Annotated in this window: 14 protein-coding genes; 5 read left to right on the top strand and 9 right to left on the bottom strand. The window is 70.7% G+C overall.

Annotated features, from left to right (window positions below; genetic code table 11):
- Positions 1–143: 143 nt before the first annotated feature.
- The 7 genes from gap to ACFWM2_RS18690 form a co-directional block, all read right to left on the bottom strand.
- Positions 144–1,154 (bottom strand): type I glyceraldehyde-3-phosphate dehydrogenase, encoded by a 1,011-nt coding sequence (gene gap / locus ACFWM2_RS18720; RefSeq protein WP_383280545.1) that lies wholly within the window; start codon positions 1,152–1,154, stop codon positions 144–146.
- A 225-nt stretch (positions 1,155–1,379) separates the two neighbouring features.
- Positions 1,380–4,334 (bottom strand): M14 family zinc carboxypeptidase, encoded by a 2,955-nt coding sequence (locus ACFWM2_RS18715; protein WP_383280542.1) that lies wholly within the window; start codon positions 4,332–4,334, stop codon positions 1,380–1,382.
- A 177-nt stretch (positions 4,335–4,511) separates the two neighbouring features.
- On the bottom strand, positions 4,512–5,501 hold the full coding sequence (gene whiA, locus ACFWM2_RS18710) for a DNA-binding protein WhiA (RefSeq protein ID WP_345655399.1): 990 nt from the start codon (positions 5,499–5,501) through the stop codon (positions 4,512–4,514).
- A complete protein-coding gene (gene yvcK / locus ACFWM2_RS18705) occupies positions 5,492–6,559 on the bottom strand; it encodes a uridine diphosphate-N-acetylglucosamine-binding protein YvcK (protein ID WP_383280539.1) in 1,068 nt (355 codons plus the stop codon). The genes whiA and yvcK overlap by 10 nt, the downstream gene beginning before the upstream one ends.
- On the bottom strand, positions 6,556–7,593 hold the full coding sequence (gene rapZ / locus ACFWM2_RS18700) for an RNase adapter RapZ (RefSeq protein ID WP_383280536.1): 1,038 nt from the start codon (positions 7,591–7,593) through the stop codon (positions 6,556–6,558). The genes yvcK and rapZ overlap by 4 nt, the downstream gene beginning before the upstream one ends.
- The gene (gene uvrC, locus ACFWM2_RS18695) at positions 7,590–9,638 is read right to left on the bottom strand and encodes an excinuclease ABC subunit UvrC (protein WP_383280533.1); all 2,049 of its coding nucleotides are present in this window, start codon (positions 9,636–9,638) and stop codon (positions 7,590–7,592) included. Before uvrC ends, rapZ begins: the two co-directional genes overlap by 4 nt.
- A 111-nt stretch (positions 9,639–9,749) precedes the next feature.
- Positions 9,750–10,421 carry a response regulator gene (locus tag ACFWM2_RS18690; protein ID WP_383280530.1) on the bottom strand — a complete coding sequence of 224 codons (672 nt, stop codon included), beginning with the start codon at positions 10,419–10,421 and terminating at the stop codon, positions 9,750–9,752.
- A gap of 237 nt (positions 10,422–10,658) precedes the next feature.
- On the opposite strand from ACFWM2_RS18690, the gene ACFWM2_RS18685 reads away from it, so the two are divergent.
- Together ACFWM2_RS18685 and ACFWM2_RS18680 are read left to right on the top strand one after the other, a co-directional pair.
- Positions 10,659–10,892 (top strand): hypothetical protein, encoded by a 234-nt coding sequence (locus ACFWM2_RS18685; protein WP_383280528.1) that lies wholly within the window; start codon positions 10,659–10,661, stop codon positions 10,890–10,892.
- A 129-nt stretch (positions 10,893–11,021) separates the two neighbouring features.
- Complete coding sequence (locus ACFWM2_RS18680; RefSeq protein ID WP_383281104.1) at positions 11,022–11,393, top strand: response regulator; 372 nt, start codon at positions 11,022–11,024, stop codon at positions 11,391–11,393.
- Between the two features lie 85 nt (positions 11,394–11,478).
- On the opposite strand, the gene ACFWM2_RS18675 is transcribed toward ACFWM2_RS18680, so the two are convergent.
- Both ACFWM2_RS18675 and ACFWM2_RS18670 read right to left on the bottom strand, forming a co-directional pair.
- The gene (locus ACFWM2_RS18675) at positions 11,479–12,378 is read right to left on the bottom strand and encodes a hypothetical protein (RefSeq protein ID WP_383280525.1); all 900 of its coding nucleotides are present in this window, start codon (positions 12,376–12,378) and stop codon (positions 11,479–11,481) included.
- A gap of 5 nt (positions 12,379–12,383) precedes the next feature.
- Positions 12,384–12,983 carry a papain-like cysteine protease family protein gene (locus ACFWM2_RS18670; RefSeq protein WP_383280522.1) on the bottom strand — a complete coding sequence of 200 codons (600 nt, stop codon included), beginning with the start codon at positions 12,981–12,983 and terminating at the stop codon, positions 12,384–12,386.
- 228 nt (positions 12,984–13,211) lie between these two features.
- Here ACFWM2_RS18670 and ACFWM2_RS18665 point away from each other — a divergent pair, with 228 nt between their 5' ends.
- The 3 genes from ACFWM2_RS18665 (at position 13,212) to ACFWM2_RS18655 (ending at position 16,569) form a co-directional block, all read left to right on the top strand.
- On the top strand, positions 13,212–14,159 hold the full coding sequence (locus ACFWM2_RS18665; RefSeq protein WP_383280519.1) for a hypothetical protein: 948 nt from the start codon (positions 13,212–13,214) through the stop codon (positions 14,157–14,159).
- Between the two features lie 353 nt (positions 14,160–14,512).
- Entirely contained in the window at positions 14,513–15,664 is a 1,152-nt protein-coding gene (locus ACFWM2_RS18660) for a LacI family DNA-binding transcriptional regulator (protein ID WP_383281101.1), read from the top strand.
- A complete protein-coding gene (locus ACFWM2_RS18655; RefSeq protein WP_383280517.1) occupies positions 15,661–16,569 on the top strand; it encodes a carbohydrate kinase in 909 nt (302 codons plus the stop codon). Before ACFWM2_RS18660 ends, ACFWM2_RS18655 begins: the two co-directional genes overlap by 4 nt.
- The last annotated feature ends 249 nt before the right edge of the window (positions 16,570–16,818 follow it).

The following is a 16,818-nucleotide window of genomic DNA, read 5'->3' as shown; positions in this document are numbered from 1 at the left end:
GTGGTTGTGTGGGGGGGGGGGTTGGGGGGAGGTGTTTGGGGGGAGGGGGGGGGGGAAAAACAACGGGGAAAAAAGGCCCCGGGACCCCCCCCCCCCCCCCCCCCCGGGCCCTGTGCTCACATCGAGATGCCTGGCTCCGGGACTTAGAGCTGGCCGCCGACGAAGACCGTGAGGTCGACGAGGCGGTTGGAGTAGCCCCACTCGTTGTCGTACCAGCCGAGGATCTTCACCGAGTTGCCGTCCTGAACCATGGTCAGGAGGGAGTCGAAGGTGCAGGAGGCCGGGTCGCCGACGATGTCCGAGGAGACGATCGGGTCCTCGGTGTAGGACAGGTAGCCCTTGAGGTCGCCGTCGTCGGAGGCCTTCTTGAACGCGGCGTTGACCTCGTCCTTGGTGACCTCGCGCTGCAGCGTCACGACCAGGTCGGTCGCCGAGCCGGTCGGGACCGGGACGCGCATGGCGATGCCGTCCAGCTTGCCCTTGAGCTGCGGGAGGACCAGGGCGGTGGCCTTGGCGGCACCGGTCGTGGTCGGGATGATGTTCTCGGCGGCGGCGCGGGCGCGGCGCAGGTCCGAGTGCGGGAAGTCCAGGATGCGCTGGTCGTTCGTGTACGCGTGGACCGTCGTCATCAGGCCCTTGACGATGCCGAAGTTCTCGTCGAGAACCTTGGCCATCGGCGCCACACAGTTGGTGGTACAGGAGGCGTTGGAGATGACGTGGTGGTTCGCCGCGTCGTACTTGTCCTGGTTGACGCCCATCACGATGGTGATGTCCTCGTCCTTGGCCGGAGCCGAGATGAGGACCTTCTTGGCGCCACCGGCGATGTGCTTCTCGGCGTCGGCCTTCTTGGTGAAGATGCCGGTCGACTCGATGACGATGTCGACGCCCAGGTCGCCCCACGGGATGTCGGCGGGGTTGCGCTCGGAGAGCACCTTGATCGTGTGGCCGTCGACGGTGATGGTGTCGGCGGTGTGCGTCACCTCGGCCTTGAGACGGCCCAGAATCGTGTCGTACTTCAGAAGGTGAGCAGTGGTCGCGGTGTCACCCAGGTCGTTGACAGCCACGATCTCGATGTCTGCACCCTGCTCCAGCAGCGCGCGGAAGTAGTTACGACCGATGCGGCCAAAGCCGTTGATGCCTACGCGGATCGTCACGAAACCGATCTCCTCGTTGGTACGCCGGGTTCGACACCGGCGAGCTGTATGGGATGTCCCCGACCGCCTACGACCCTACCTCCCTGAGCCGCCCGGGGTGACATCGAGAGGGGCCGTACACGGCAGGGCGGTCCGTACCCACCAGTAGGGGACGGACCGCCCGGGTCCGAAGACCCTGTCACTCGTACTGACTACGCGCGGTCATGTGCATTTGACCGCGCGAAGTCAGCTGTCCAGTGCCTTCAGTGCCTTACCGATCAGAGCCGTACGGCCGGCCGCCGTGGTGACGTGCTCCAGGCCGAAGCCCAGCAGCACGGTGTCGTCCGTGGTGACCGCTCCGTACGTCTTGAAGAGCTCCCCCACGCGCGCCCAGTCGTTGAGGACGGCCGGGCTGCCCGCGGGCGGCCCGGGGACGTTCCAGGCGCCGAGGGAGGTCTCGAAGCCCTCGGCCTGGGTGGCCGTGCCGCCGATGACGAGGGACGCGTCGTCGGCCAGGAGCCCGTGACCGCCGCTGCTCGGGTCGGTGACGTAGCTGAGCGACACCTCGACCGACTTGCCGGCGTAGGCGCTCAGGTCGAAGGAGACCTGCTGCCAGCCGCTGGAGGCGCCGGTGAAGCTGTTCCAGGAGCCGCTGGTGCCGGTGTTGGTGCACGCGCCGGAGCCCAGGGTCAGATAGCGCTTGAGAGCGGGGTGCTCCTGGAGCAGATACCCGGCCTCGCACTCGGCCGGGACGGCGTTGCTGGTGGCGCCGCCTGCATCCGGCAGCGTGGTCCAGTCCTCGGCCCCGGTCGTGTGGGCCTCCAGCAGCGCGTGGTCGTATCCGGGCTCGGTGTCCCACAGCAGCTGGGTGCGCAGCGTGGGCTTGTCGGCCGCGCTCACACCGGTGAGATCGATGGTCCGGGTGAGGCGCTTGTAGGCGTCGTTGGTGTGGACGGCGGCCGCCATGTACGAGCCCGCGTACGGGCCGTACGGGTTGACGGTCCCGGCGAACTGGCCCCCGCCCGCGCTCGCGAACTGCGGGTACGTCGCGGCGGACAGCGAGTCCGAGGTGACGGCGTACGTACCCGCCGCGTTCAGCGGGTTGCCCGGCGCGTCGCCGAGCGGACCCGTGAAGCCGGCGAGCTTCCCGGAGCCGTTGAATCCGTTGGCCCCGGGCGTCGTCGTCCGCGAGTAGGCGCCCAGGTAGTACTGGCTGAAGTCGTTCGACAGGGTGCCGCCGCCGAGGTCGACGCTGCCGCCCGCGTTTTCGCCCGACTCGATCAGCTTGCCGCCCTCGTTGAGGTAGGCGCGCAGCTGGATCTGGGTGGCGTTGCCGGGCCGGGGTGCGCCCGTGTAGTGGACGACCGTCGGGAAGTGGCCGAGCACGCCGAGCGCGTCGGGGGCTCCCTGTGCGGCGACGTCCCAGACGAGAGGCTTACGGCCGTTGGCCTTCAGCGCGTCGACGTAACCCTGCGCCTGTGTCGCGGTCGCGCCCTCCTCGGCGACGACCAGTGTGTCGGCGCGGGGCCGTTCGGCCACGGTGTACGTGAAGTGCGTGCTGGAGGTGGGCTTTCCGCTCCTGGTCTCGCCGGTGAACCAGACCTCGACCTTGTCACCGGGGTCGCCGTCCTGGACCTTGGCGCGGTATTCGTCGAAATAGAGGTTGTCGCCGCCGCCGAACGTCTCGCCGCCCTTCCAGGCCTTGAGCGCCATGTCCTCCGTACGGCCGCCGTTGACGCGGTACTTGAGCTCCTTGTCGCGCACGGACTTCCGTACGACGACGGAGACCTCCTGGTCGGCGCCGCGTGAGTACGACGTCGGGAAGGTGGCCGGAGTGAAGTCGGGTGCGTCGATGCCGACGGAGGAGACCGGCCGGTCGGCGTGGCCTGCGGTCTCGGCGACGGAGAGCGCGAACGGGATGTTCTTGCGGAACTCCTGCTCGATCAGCTTCTCGTCGTCCGGGAAGGTGAAGACGGAGGCGCAGTCGGCCGCGTTCCAGGCGTCGTTCGGGTCGATGTCCGAGGCCGTCTGGCAGGTCGACATCTCGGGGGTGAACATCGCCATGTCGTTGACGTTGCCCGCGTGGCCGTCCGCTTCGCCGTTGGTGGTGTAGAGCTCCGAGGAGACCTGCGGGCGGTAGCCCGGGATCGCCGAGTTCTCGGGGGTGCCGGCGAGCGCCTTGTAGAGGACGTCGTCCGGGCTGGACGTCGCCACCTGCCAGCCCACTCCGTAGAGGAGCAGTTCGGCGGCGGAGTGGTAGTTGATGCCGTACGTGAAGCCGATGCGCTTCTCGAAGGCGTCGAGGGCCTTGGTCTCGGGCTCGGAGCCGGGGCTCGCGCCGCGGTAGGTCTCGCTGGTGGGGCTGGGCGACGAACCCTCGTCGTCGTAGCCCCACTTGTAGGCGAAGTTGCGGTTGAGGTCGACGCCGTCGCCGGTGGTGATGGTGCCGTCGCCGTTGATGTCCCGCAGGTTCTTGCGCCACTGGCGGTCGCCGTCGGCGTTGAACGTGTAGTCGTAGCCGTCGGGGTTGGCCGAGAGGACGAACCACAGCTCGGTCGAGTCGACGATCTTCTTGACGCGTTTGTCCGTGGCGTAGTTGTCCAGGTAGTAGTGCATCAGACGCCGCGTCATCTCCGGCGTGATCCACTCGCGCGCGTGCTGGTTGGACACGTACAGCACCGACGGCTTGGCGCCGTCCTTGGTCTTCTTGGCGCCCTTGGTCAGTTTGAGCGCCAGGATGTCCTGGCCGCCCACGGTCTTGCCGATGGAGACGACCTTGGTGAGGTCGGGGTGGGCCTCCCCGGTCTTGACGATCTCCTCCTGGAGATTGCCCTTTCCGCTGTAGGGGCGGAACACGCCCTCGGCCGCGTCCGCCACCCGGGCCTCGGCCTTGGTGGAGAGGGTGTGCTCGGTGAGCTCGACGCCCTGCTTCTCCAGCTTGTCGGCCTGTTTGTCGGTGAGGTAGACCTCGACCGTGGCCTTGCCCTTCTTCGGCGCCTGTTCGCCGAGTTCGTGGCCGTCCTGTCCGGCCGCGAGGAGCAGGGGTACCTGCTGCTTCGTGACCTCGGCGCGGAACACCTTCACGGCGTTCGCGTCCGGCTCGGGTGAACCGGCGCCCTGCGCCTGGGCGACGGGTGCCATACCCGCACCGCCCAGCAGGAGCGCGCCCGCAGCGAGGATCGCTCTCGCTCTTCGTCTCATGAGCCCCCCTTGCACTGATCCGCCACAGTGGCGAACAGGTGCCAGGCTCATGACACTCCAGCGTGAAGTCAAGGGCACATCGAGTACGGACAAACCCCGGTGCCGACTTCCCAAGTGGGAGTCGGCACCGGCGGGTTGAGCTTCAGCGGGGTGTCGGCCCGCGGCGGCCTCGGCCAGTCAGCCGACGAGGTTGTCCGCCATCTCCTCGGTGAGGTTGGACTCCGTACCCGGAATGCCCAGGTCCTGGGCCCGCTTGTCGGCCATCGCGAGCAGCCGGCGGATCCGGCCGGCGACGGCGTCCTTGGTCAGCGGCGGGTCGGCGAGCGCTCCCAGCTCCTCCAGGGAGGCCTGCTTGTGCTCCATGCGCAGCCGGCCGGCGGCCGCGAGGTGCTCGGGCACCTCGTCGGCGAGGATCTCCAGGGCGCGCTGGACGCGGGCCCCGGCGGCGACGGCGGCGCGAGCCGAACGGCGCAGATTGGCGTCGTCGAAGTTGGCGAGCCGGTTCGCCGTGGCGCGGACCTCGCGGCGCATCCGCCGCTCCTCCCAGGCCAGCACCGACTCATGGGCGCCGAGCCGGGTGAGCAGGGCCCCGATCGCGTCGCCGTCCCGGACGACCACGCGGTCGACGCCGCGCACCTCGCGGGCCTTCGCGGCGATCGACAGGCGGCGGGCCGCGCCGACCAGCGCGAGCGCGGCCTCCGGGCCCGGGCAGGTCACCTCCAGGGAGGAGGAGCGGCCCGGCTCGGTCAGCGAGCCGTGCGCCAGGAACGCGCCGCGCCAGGCCGCCTCCGCGTCGCAGGTGGCCCCCGAGACCACCTGCGGGGGCAGGCCGCGGATCGGCCGGCCGCGGCCGTCGACGAGCCCGGTCTGGCGGGCCAGCTGGTCGCCGCCCGCGACGACGCGTACGACATAGCGGGAGCCGCGCCGCAGTCCGCCGGGCGCCATCACGATCAGTTCGGAGCTGTGGCCGAAGATCTCCAGGATGTCCCGCTTCAGCCGGCGCGCCGCCATCGCGGTGTCCAGCTCCGCCTCGATCACGATCCGGCCGCTCACCAGGTGGAGGCCGCCCGCGAACCGCAGAATGGCGGAGACCTCCGCCTTTCTGCAGCAGGTCCGGGTGACGGGTAGCCGGGAGATTTCGTCCTTCACCGCTGCCGTCATCGCCATGGGCCGATCCTTCCATGCATCCGAAAAATACGGTCGTACGCGGCGGCCAACAGCTCCGGGTCGTGCCGCGGAGTCCCGTCGGTCCTGGCCACCGGCGCCAGCTCGACGGCGGCGCCGAACCGCTTGGCGGCATCGGTCAGCAAGGCGCTGTCGGGCACGGCGGCCTCGTCGGCCAGCACCACGTCCAGGGCGAGTTTAGGGGCGTGTCGTCCCAAAACCTCCAAATGACGCTGCGGTGAGAAGCCTTCGGTTTCTCCGGGTTGCGGAGCGAGGTTCAAGGAGAGCACCCGGCGGGCCTTGGTCTCCGTGAGGGCGTCGAGCAGTTCGGGCACCAGGAGATGCGGGATCACCGAGGAGAACCAGGAGCCGGGGCCGAGCACCACCCAGTCCGCGTCGAGGACCGCGGCGACGGCCTCGGGGACGGCGGGCGGGTCGTGCGGCACGACGTGCACGGACTGCACCTCGCCGGGGGTGAGCGCCACGGTGGCCTGGCCACGGACGGTGTCGACGTCGTCCGGCCGGTCCGGGTCGTGGCCCTTGACCAGGGCCTGGAGCTCCAGGGGTACGGCGGACATGGGCAGCACACGGCCGTGCGCGCCCAGCAGCCTGCCCACCAGGTCCAGCGCCTGGACGTGGTCGCCGAGCTGCTCCCAGAGGGCGACGATCAGCAGATTGCCGACCGCGTGTTCGTGCAGATCGCCCTGGGACTGGAAGCGGTGCTGGATGACCCGGGCCCAGGTCTGCCCCCAGTCGTCGTCGCCGCACAGCGCGGCCAGCGCCTTGCGCAGGTCGCCGGGCGGGAGCACGCCCAGCTCGTCGCGCAGGCGCCCGCTGGAACCGCCGTCGTCGGCCACGGTGACGACGGCGGTGAGGTCGCCGGTGATCCGGCGCAGGGCGGCGAGCGACGCGGACAGGCCCATGCCGCCGCCGAGGGCGACGACCTTGGGCTGGGTGCCGCGACGGCGCGGCTTGCCGCCACGGGCTTCGGTGGCCCTGCCCCGCCCGTCCACCGCGGTCGCTCGGCGCAACCTGCCCAGCCGTAGTGCACGTCCGGTCATTCGCGGCCCATGTCCCGGTGGACGACGACCGTCTCCACTCCCTCGGACACCAGGCGTGCGGCGAGCTTCTCCGACATGGCGACGGAGCGGTGCTTGCCGCCGGTGCAGCCGACCGCGATGGTCACATAGCGCTTGCCCTCACGGCGGTAGCCGACCTGGATGAGGTGCAGCAGCTCGGCGTACCGGTCGAGGAACTCCTTGGCACCGGGCTGGTTGAAGACGTACGCCGCGACCTCCTCGTTGAGACCGGTGAACTGGCGCAGCTCCGGGACCCAGTGCGGGTTGGGCAGGAAGCGCATGTCCACGACCAGGTCCGCGTCGACCGGAAGGCCGTACTTGAAGCCGAAGGACATCACCGTGGCCCGCAGCTCGGGCTCCTCCTCGCCGGCGAACTGGGCGTCCATCTTGGCGCGCAGCTCGTGCACGTTCAGGCTGGAGGTGTCGATCACCAGGTCGGCGTCGCCGCGCAGCTCGCGCAGCAGCTCCCGCTCGGCGGCGATGCCGTCGACGATGCGGCCGTCACCCTGGAGGGGGTGCGGACGGCGCACGGACTCGAAGCGGCGCACCAGGGCGTCGTCGGACGACTCCAGGAAGACGATCCGCCGGGTGACGTGCTTGGCCTCCAGGTCGGCGAGGGACTCACGGAGGTTGTCGAAGAAGCGGCGGCCGCGTACGTCAACGACGACCGCGATTCTCGCGACGTTGCCCTGGGAGCGGGCGCCGAGCTCCACCATGGTGGGGATCAGCGCGGGCGGCAGGTTGTCGACGACGAACCAGCCGAGGTCCTCCAGACACTTGGCCGCCGTCGAGCGGCCCGCTCCGGACATGCCGGAGATGATCACCAGCTCGGGGATGGCCGCCTCGGGCACCCCGGCTGTTTCGATACCCGTACTCACCTGTGCTCCGTCTTCCTGGCCTGCCGTGGGCTCGGCGTGGTCCTCGCCTGTTTCCTTGGGCGTTTCCTGGCCCTGTGCCGGAGCTTCCGCCTGCTGCGGTGCCTCTTGCTCTGTTCGCTGCTCGTCGCGCTCGGTCATCTCTCCTGCCCCCGTCGCTCGTCCGGGGCGCCCGCGGACACGGGCTCCCCCGCGGAGCCCGCCGTCGTTTCGGGCGCCGCGTCTTCGTCGTCTTCCATGATCTCTCCAGTGGCCGTGTTCACGGCGGGTGCGGCCGGGGCCGCCCGGGCAAAGGCAACGGCGATCGCCTCGGCCGTCTTGCGGCCTATGCCGGGAACCTCGCAGATCTGGTCGATTGTTGCGGATCGCAGCTTTTTCACCGACCCGAAGTGCTTGATCAGCACTTGCTTGCGCGTCTCGCCGAGGCCCGGCACGTCATCCAGCGGGCTCGCTCTGAAGCGCTTGGCCCGCTTGGCGCGCTGATAGGTGATCGCGAAGCGGTGGGCCTCGTCACGGACCCGCTGGAGCAGATAGAGGCCTTCGCTGGTGCGCGGCAGGACCACGGGGTCGTCCTCGCCCGGCACCCAGACCTCCTCCAGGCGCTTGGCCAGGCCGCACACGGCGATGTCGTCGATGCCCAGCTCGTCGAGGGCCCTCTTGGCCGCCGCGACCTGCGGCCGGCCGCCGTCGACGACAACCAGCTGCGGCGGGTAGGCGAAGCGCTTGGGGCGGCCGTCCTCCTCGGTGAACCCGGTCTCGCCGTCGGCCGCCCACTCCCCCGTCCGCTCCTTCTCCGCGAGGTAGCGCTTGAAGCGGCGGGTGATCACCTCGTGCATGGACCGGACGTCGTCCTGGCCCTCGAAGCCCTTGATCTGGAAGCGGCGGTACTCGCTCTTGCGCTGGAGTCCGTCCTCGAAGACGACCATCGACGCCACGACGTCGTCGCCCTGGAGGTGCGAGATGTCGTAGCACTCGATCCGCAGTGGGGCGCTGGACAGGTCGAGGGCCTCGGCGATCTCCTCCAGGGCGCGCGAGCGGGTGGTGAGGTCGGAGGCGCGCTTGGTCTTGTGCAGCACGAGTGCCTGTTGCGCGTTGCGCTGCACGGTCTCCATGAGGGCCTTCTTGTCGCCGCGCTGCGGGATGCGCAGCGACACGTTCGACCCGCGCCGCGCGGCGAGCCACTCCTGCACGGGCTCCACCGGCTCGGGCAGCGCCGGGACGAGGACTTCCTTGGGTACGGAGTCGCCGGTCTCCTCGCCGTAGAGCTGCTGGAGCGCGTGCTCGACGAGATCGGCGGTGGTGACGGCCTCCACCTTGTCGGTGACCCAGCCGCGCTGTCCGCGCACGCGTCCGCCGCGGACGTGGAAGATCTGCACGGCGGCTTCCAGCTCGTCCTCGGCGACGGCCATCAGGTCGGCGTCGGTCGCGTCGGCGAGCACGACCGCGTTCTTCTCCATGGCCTTCTTCAGGGCCTCGATGTCGTCACGCAGACGGCCCGCCCGCTCGTACTCCATCTCCTCGGCCGCGTCGGTCATCTGCTTCTCGAGGCGGCGGATGTACGTCCCCGTACGACCGGCCATGAAGTCGCAGAACTCCTCGGCCAGTTCATAGTGCTCCTCGGGGGAGATCCGGCCGACGCAGGGGGCCGAGCACTTGCCGATGTAGCCGAGCAGGCAGGGGCGGCCGGTGCGCGCGGCGTTCTTGAAGACGCCTGCGGAGCACGTGCGCACGGGGAAGACGCGCAGCAGGAGGTCGACGGTGTCGCGGATGGCCCACGCGTGTCCGTACGGCCCGAAGTACCGCACGCCTTTGCGCTTCTGGCCGCGCATCACCTGCACGCGGGGGAATTCCTCGTTCATCGTGACCGCGAGATAGGGATAGCTCTTGTCGTCGCGGTACTTGACGTTGAACCGGGGGTCGAACTCCTTGATCCAGGAGTACTCCAGCTGCAGCGCCTCGACCTCCGTGGACACCACGGTCCACTCCACGGACGCGGCCGTGGTCACCATCGTGCGGGTGCGCGGGTGGAGACCGGCCAGGTCCTGGAAGTAACTGGCCAGGCGCTGGCGCAGGCTTTTCGCCTTTCCGACGTAGATCACCCGGCGGTGCTCGTCGCGGAATTTGTAGACCCCGGGTGAGTCCGGGATCTCTCCCGGCCTGGGGCGGTAGCTGGAGGGATCGGCCATGTCTCACACCCTACTGGCGAGGGGTGACAGCGCGACGGGCTCCTGGCTGCGCCTGTGGACAGACCCCGCGGCCGCGCCCTCCCGGGTGGCCGGCGGGACTCGGGAAAGCCGCTAGCGGGACTCCAGAAAGGTCAGGACGGCAAGGACGCGACGATGGTCGTCGGGCTCCTCCTGGAGGCGCAGCTTGCCCAGGATGCTGCGGACGTGCTTCTCGACCGTTCCCTCGGTCACCCACAGCCGCCGGCCGATGCCGGCGTTGGAGCGCCCTTCGGCCATCAGGGCCAGCACCTCGCGCTCCCGGGAGCTGAGGAAAGCCAGCGGATCGTCACGGTGCTGGGCGGAGACGAGTTCCTGCACCAGCGAGGGGTCGACCACCGAGCCGCCCTTGCCGATCCGGTCGAGCGTCTCGATGAACTCGTCCACCACGGTGATCCGGCTCTTGAGGAGATAGCCGACCCTGCGGCCGCTCGCCAGCAACGCCAAGGCGTCCTCGACCTCGACGTATGCGGACAGGACGAGGATCCCGAGCGCGGGGTGGCGCTCGCGGATGGTGCGGGCCGCCTTGAGCCCCTCCGTGGAGTGCGTCGGCGGCATCCTGATGTCGACGATCGCCAGGTCGGGGTGGCGCTCGGCGACCAGCTCCAGGAGCCCGACCGCGTCACCGGCCTGGCCCACCACCTCGTACCCCAGGCGTTCGCAGAGGCTGGCCAGGCCCTCCCTCAGGAGGACGTCGTCGTCGGCGAGAACCACCCGCCCGCGCGCGGGCTGCTGTGACGCGTGCATGATCCGGCCCCCGTCCCCTGTGCCCAACGCGGTGCGGTGCGCCGTCAACAGCCTGCCGGAACAGGCGGCTTACGGCTAGCGGGAGTGCGCGATGGCGGTGGACAGGAAGTCCGGCTGGGTGCTGGCCGTGACGACAGGCGGCCGTTTCGGGTCCATGCTCGAAGCAGTGCGGCACAGGCAAGGAGCCCGCCACCCCGGGCGAGGGGCGGCGGAGGAGCTACCGAAAGGCTGCGGGAGATGCGACGGACACGGATCGGGAGACGACGGCGGTCGGTCCGTGTCCGCCGTTACGACGGCTACGACGGCTACGACGGCTACGACGGCTACGACGGCTACGACGGCTACGACGGCAGCCTCGGGGGCGTCGGAGACCTCAGCGGCATCGGTGGGCTCCTCGATCCGCGCGACCCGGATGTGGTGCGCGCCAAGCGCCTGCACCGTGCGCGACGGGACGGGACCCACGGCCGTTAGCGTTTCGACGTACCCCCCGTGACGTGTCGCTGCGCTGCGTGAACAGCGGCACGTCCGGTCGGCACTGGACGTCAGCACTTTCCGGCTAGCTGGAAGGCGCACATGTCGACCGCTTGGGAAGCTGTGCGCATGTCCCTGCGCTGTCTTCTCGTGGATGACAGCGCCCGCTTCCTGGAGGCGGCGCGCGCCCTGCTGGAGCGTGGTGGGCTGGAGGTGGTCGGGGTCGCCTCGACGGGCGCGGAGGCCGTCGCCCGAGCCGCGGAACTCGCGCCGGACGTCGCCCTGGTCGATCTCGACCTCAACGGCGAGAACGGCTTCGACGTGGCACGCCGGCTCGTCGCCGGCGTACCAGCGGTGATCCTGATCTCGGCCCATGCCCTGGAGGACGTCCAGGAACTCGTGGTGGCCAGTCCTGCCCGCGGTTTCCTGCCCAAGTCGGGCCTGTCGGTGCGGGCGATACGGGAGCTGCTCGACTCCGAGGACCCGGCACCCGGCGGCTGACCGCCTCCCCAAGGAACCGCGCCGACGCTCCAGGGGCGTCCGGTACGGGGCTCGAGGGGCGGCGCCCAGCCGCGGGGTGAGCAGATCAGCAGTCGGTCGTCCCGCGTCGTCGGCGCAGGGCCCACACGGCACTCAGGGCGAGGGCCACGAGGGCGCCGGCACCGGCCAGCGCCGAGACGACGGCGACAGCCGGGTCGGTGCGACCGGTCCGGTCTTCGTGCGATCCCCCTTGCGAGGTCGTGACCGCGGCACGGCCCGGCTCCAGGCGGCCGCCGGTGAAGGCGGCCGCCTCGGGACCGTAGCCGCCCGCCGCGCCGGACGTCGCGTACGGGGAGCCGGGGAGTTTGTCCGCGTAGGCCCGGTGGACCCGCGCGCGGTAGGCGTCCAGGGTGGTGCCCCGGGCACCGATCGCGCGGCGGGCGTCGTCGTCGAGCGGAAGCACGCGCGCGTGCGGCTCGACGTACCACGCGTCGATCTGCGGCTCGTGGAACACCGTGCCTCCGGGGAGCGAACGTGCCCCCAGGGCGGCGTACTTGGTCTCGTCGGCCCCGGAGGCGATGTTCACCACCTGCCAGGTGCCGCCCTGCCGGGCCGTCCACACGGAGGCCTCACGTCCGTCGGAGGCGACAGCTTCGGTCGCCATGAAGACGAGCCGGGCCACCGGCGCGCCCTTCTTGCCGGCCACGAAATCCGGGGACAGGTAGCGGACGGGGACGGTGTCGTCGTCCACGCGTGCGTGGACGACGACTCCTGAGCCGGCGGCGTCATGCGCTGCGCCGCCGCCTGCGTCATGGGCGAAGAAGCGGGCGAGGGTGTCGAGGGTCGCGGGCGAGGTGGCGGCCAGGTGCGCCGCGGCCGGCGACGCCGACGACGGGTCGGCGGAGGGACCGGTGCCGGCCCGCACGGAGGGGGCCCCGAGCCCGAGCAGGACGGCGGCGGAACAGCCCGCGAGCGCGGCCCTTGTGAGGCGGGTACGTCGGGTCATCGCCCTCACGCCCCGATCCGGTACAGGGAGTGGGTCCAGGAGAACGACCCGTTGTCCACGTACCACGTGTGCGAGGCCCAGTTGTAGCGGTCGTTGGAGGGCCAGGGATCACCCCAGTAGACCCAGCCGTCGGCGTCGTCGTACCCGTAGACCACGTGCATGTGGCCGCCGCCGCTCGACCACTGGATACGGGTCTCGACGGGCCTGTTCGCGTCGATCTCCGTGCGCACGGTCGGATAGCGCAGCCAGCCGGTGACGTAGGAGCCGGGATTGATGCCCATCCAGTCCAGACCGTCCTGGACGTTGCCCAGATTGGCCTGGCTGTTGGGGCAGTCGCTGCCCTGCGTGCGGCCGAAAGCGGCGTTGCAGAACTGGTTCTGCGAGTAGCTTCGGCCGAACCAGGTGGCGACCGTGTTCCCGCTCGCCGCCCAGCACCAGTTGCTCTTCTGCTGGGCCTGCATGGTGATGTCCAGCCGCTTGTACGCGGAGGGGGCCGCATGGAGCGTGGACGTGCCGTCCGTGTGGGCGACGGAGGCGGTGGCCGTCGGGCCGGCGCAGAGAGCAGCCAGCGCGGCCGCGAGAACGAAGAGCCTTCTGTGGCGCATCGCGTTCCTCCCGAGTGGGGTTCGAGGAGTGGAGGAGTGCGTCCGGACGCTGCGGTTGAGCATCAAGTGTTGTCGGGGCTTGGTCAACACGCTTCAATGCGGTGGAACTCGGGGCCGTGAACAGCGCCGTACGGATGTGAACACCCCGCGCACGCCCACCAGGCGGCCCCCAGGACCCGCGCGAACGGCCTGACCAGCCGTTGTGAACATTCACAGAAAGGCCCCAGCATGCGGCACGGCACACAGCACGCGGATCTCGCCCCGGCTGAGCTGGAGACGGCCCTGCGGGGCGGCCCCTTCCACATCGCGCTGCGCGCCGCGATAGCCGCCCGCGGACTGCCGCTGCAGCGGGTACAGCACCATCTGTCGCGCTACGGCGTCAAGGTCGGGGTGACCAGCCTGAGTTACTGGCAGCAGGGCGCCCGGCGTCCCCAGCGCCCCGAGTCCCTGCGGGCGGTCCGCGCCCTGGAGGAGATCCTCCAGCTGCCGGAGGAGTCGCTGATCAGGCTCCTCGCGAAGGCCGACGAAGACCCGGGCCGGGAACGTCCGGCGAGCCGTTCGTACCGCTCCCTGGTGGAGGCTTCCGGCGTACTGGAACAGCTCCTCGGCGAACTGGAGTCACCCCTCGACGGCGGCCTGCACACGATCGGCCATCACGAGCGGGTCCGCATCGGCGCGCACCGCGAACTGCAGAGCCGCGAGTCGCAGCACATAGTGCGCGCCCACAAGGACGGCGTGGACCGTTATGTGGCGATCCACCACGGCGACCCGGGGTGCTCTCCGGAACGGATGGCGGTGCGCGCCCTGGAGAACTGCCGTACCGGACGCGTGCGGTGGCACCACGAGACCGGCGTGCTCGTGGCCGAGCTGCTCTTCGACACCCGGCTGCGCGCGGGCGACACGTACCTCTTCCGCTACGGCTTCGACGACGGAACCGCCGGCACGTCCTGCGAGTACCTCCGCGGATTCAGCTTCGCGGGCGGGCAGTACGCGCTCCAGGTGCGGTTCGACGAGGGAGCGCTGCCGGTGCGGTGCCACCGCTTCACCCAGCACTCGGCGGCGGCGCCGCGCAGCGGCCGCCAGGAGCTGACCCTGAGCGGGCAGCACCGCTCGGTGCATCTGGTCGAACCGCGCGTGCGGTCCGGGATCGTCGGCATCGCGTGGGACTGGGAGTGAATCGCGCGGGACCGGGAGTGAGAGGACGCCGGGCGGGCGTGCACGGGGGGCCGCCGGGCCGGGACTGAGGTCCTTGGGGCAGGCTCGGCGGTCAGGGCGGGGCTTCGGGCATCGGGGCATCGGGGCATCGGGGCATCGGAAAGACGTAAGCGTTTGCGTAAACGCTTACGTAAGCGTTTACGTCTGGTGCCGGATGCGATAGCTTCCCTTGCGACCGGAGAAGTCCGGGAGCAGCTGAACCCACGCCTGCTGTGCCTCTGCGCCTCTGGACCGCCGGACCGCTGGGCCTCTGCGCCGCCGGGCCGCTGCACCGCTGCGCCGCCGGGCCGCTGCACCGCTGGAAAGGGATCGCGATGGCGACGATGATCGACGTGGCACGGCACGCAGGGGTGTCCGTAGCGACCGTCTCGCACGTCCTGAACGACACCCGCTCGGTGCGCCCCCACACCCGTCAGGCCGTCCTCGACGCCATCGACGAGCTGGGCTACACGCCCAACACGCTGGCCCGTTCGCTGGTCACCGCGCGCACGCGGTCCATTGGGCTCGCAGTGTCGGCGATCAGCAACCCGTACTTCACGGAGATCCTCCAGGGCGTGGAGGCCGGCGCGCTGGAACACGGGTACAGCCTGCTCATCGCGGATCCGCACGACGACCCGGAGCATGAGCGCAGGGTGGTCCAACTCCTGCACGAGCGACGGGTGGACGGCATGATCGTCGCGCCCTCGGCGGACCCGCGCGAGCTGCTGGGTTACCTGGCGCGGCACAACGTACCGACGGTGTTCCTCGACCGGTTCGTCGACGCCCCGGCGGACTCCCCGTACCGCTTCGACCAGGTCGGGGCCGAGAACGTCGAACCGATGGCGCAGCTGATGTCCCATCTCACCGCACTGGGCCACCGCCGCATCGGAATGGTCGCGGGCCTGCCCGGCCTCAGCACCACGACCGAGCGGATCTCCGGCTACCGCCTCGGCCTGGCGAGCGCCGGACTCCCGTACGACGAACGGCTCCTGGTGCACGGGGCGTCGGAGTCGGGGGCCGCCGAGCGGGCGACCGGGTCCCTGCTGTCCCTGGCGACACCGCCCACGGCGCTGGTCACGGGGAACAACGCGATGACCATCGGGGCGCTGCGTGCCCTGCGCGACCGCGGCCTGTCGGTGCCGGACGACCTGGTCCTGTGCTGCTTCGACGACTTCGCGTGGGCGGACCTCTTCGCGCCCCGGCTCACCGCGGCCTCCCAGCCCAGCAAGGAGATCGGGGCGCAGGCGGTCCGGCTGCTGCTCGACCGGCTGGCTTCCCCGGACCGCGCCGCCCGGACCGTCCGGCTGCCCTGCGCGTTCGTCCACCGCACCTCGTGCGGTTGTCCCGCGGACCCCCCGTCCGCCGACAGCGCTCCCAGAACCCCCAGGACCCGGGGGACCACCAAGACCCCCGAGACCTCCGGAAGCCGAGGAAATCCCGAGAGCCCCGGAAGTCCTGAGAGCCCCGAGAAAGGATCCGTGTCGTGATCGTCGTCGCCGGTGAGGCATTGATCGACCTGGTACCGCAGGGCGCGGGCGCGCTCGTCGGCCTGTTGCCGCGGCTCGGCGGCGGCCCGTACAACACGGCGGTGGCGCTGGGCCGGCTCGGCTCCCCCACCGCCTTCTGCTCCCGCGTCTCGTCCGACGCCTTCGGCGAGGCTCTCCTGGAGGGACTGCGCGACGCGGGCGTCGACGTGGCGTCCGTGCAGCGCGGCGGAGAACCGACGACCCTCGCTGTCGCCTCGATCGGCGCCGACGGCTCGGCCGCCTACTCCTTCTACGTGGAGGGCACGGCGGACCGTCTGTTCGCGGTCCCCGCCCAGCTCCCGGACGCCACCCGTGCGGTGTCCTTCGGCACCTGCTCGCTCGTCCTGGAACCGGGGGCGAGCGCGTACGAGGAGCTGATGCGGACCGCTGCCGCACACGGTGTCTTCACCGCGCTCGACCCGAACATCAGGGCCGGCCTGATCCCCGACGCGGACGCCTACCGGGCGCGGTTCAAGAGCTGGCTGCCCTCGGTGTCGCTGCTCAAGCTCTCCGCGGAGGACGCGGAGTGGCTCGGCGGTACACCGCGCGAGTGGCTGGCGTCCGGGCCGGCTGCGGTGGTGGTCACCCGGGGCGGGGACGGCCTGACCGTCCACACCCGCGACGGCTCGGTGCACGTGCCCGGTGAACCGGTCGAGGTCGTCGACACGATCGGCGCCGGGGACACGGTGAACGCGGCACTGCTGCACGGCCTCGCTGCCCGGGACGCCCTCTCCCCCGCGGCGGTGGCCGGTCTGAGCGCCGACGGCTGGACCGAGCTGCTGCGCTTCGCCGCCCGTGCGGCCGCGATCACCTGCTCACGCGCGGGCGCGGAACCGCCGTACGCCTCCGAACTGGGCGGCCTCTGAGTCCGGTCGGCCGGACACCCAGCCGCCGGCGACCCCCGACGCCCCCAGCTGCCGCTCGTTGAGCCCGTCCGGCGCGGCGGCTGTGGCGTCGACGGCAGGCAGCTGGACGACCTGCAACGGGCGGCGCCCCACGGGGAGTTCCCGTGGGGGGGCGGACCCCTCGGGGGGGGGTCCCTCCCCCAGCCAGCCCTTTCGGAACACGCTGTTTTTTTCTCCGGGAAACACCTCGTGGGCAGTTTCCTTCTTTAC

The organism is Streptomyces sp. NPDC058371 (genome assembly GCF_042723265.1).
GTDB lineage: Bacteria > Actinomycetota > Actinomycetes > Streptomycetales > Streptomycetaceae > Streptomyces.
The sequence above is the reverse complement of the archived record's forward strand: the minus strand, read 5'-3'. Positions and strand labels throughout refer to the sequence as shown.

Excerpts from the sequence above, each read along its gene's own strand:
- ACFWM2_RS18715 (WP_383280542.1), bottom strand. The coding sequence starts at position 4,334 with ATGAGACGAAGAGCGAGAGCGATCCTCGCTGCGGGCGCGCTCCTGCTG.
- whiA (WP_345655399.1), bottom strand. The coding sequence starts at position 5,501 with ATGGCGATGACGGCAGCGGTGAAGGACGAAATCTCCCGGCTACCCGTC.
- yvcK (WP_383280539.1), bottom strand. The coding sequence starts at position 6,559 with ATGACCGGACGTGCACTACGGCTGGGCAGGTTGCGCCGAGCGACCGCG.
- rapZ (WP_383280536.1), bottom strand. The coding sequence starts at position 7,593 with ATGACCGAGCGCGACGAGCAGCGAACAGAGCAAGAGGCACCGCAGCAG.
- uvrC (WP_383280533.1), bottom strand. The coding sequence starts at position 9,638 with ATGGCCGATCCCTCCAGCTACCGCCCCAGGCCGGGAGAGATCCCGGAC.
- ACFWM2_RS18690 (WP_383280530.1), bottom strand. The coding sequence starts at position 10,421 with ATGCACGCGTCACAGCAGCCCGCGCGCGGGCGGGTGGTTCTCGCCGAC.
- ACFWM2_RS18685 (WP_383280528.1), top strand. The coding sequence starts at position 10,659 with ATGCGACGGACACGGATCGGGAGACGACGGCGGTCGGTCCGTGTCCGC.
- ACFWM2_RS18680 (WP_383281104.1), top strand. The coding sequence starts at position 11,022 with ATGTCCCTGCGCTGTCTTCTCGTGGATGACAGCGCCCGCTTCCTGGAG.
- ACFWM2_RS18675 (WP_383280525.1), bottom strand. The coding sequence starts at position 12,378 with ATGACCCGACGTACCCGCCTCACAAGGGCCGCGCTCGCGGGCTGTTCC.
- ACFWM2_RS18670 (WP_383280522.1), bottom strand. The coding sequence starts at position 12,983 with ATGCGCCACAGAAGGCTCTTCGTTCTCGCGGCCGCGCTGGCTGCTCTC.
- ACFWM2_RS18665 (WP_383280519.1), top strand. The coding sequence starts at position 13,212 with ATGCGGCACGGCACACAGCACGCGGATCTCGCCCCGGCTGAGCTGGAG.
- ACFWM2_RS18660 (WP_383281101.1), top strand. The coding sequence starts at position 14,513 with ATGGCGACGATGATCGACGTGGCACGGCACGCAGGGGTGTCCGTAGCG.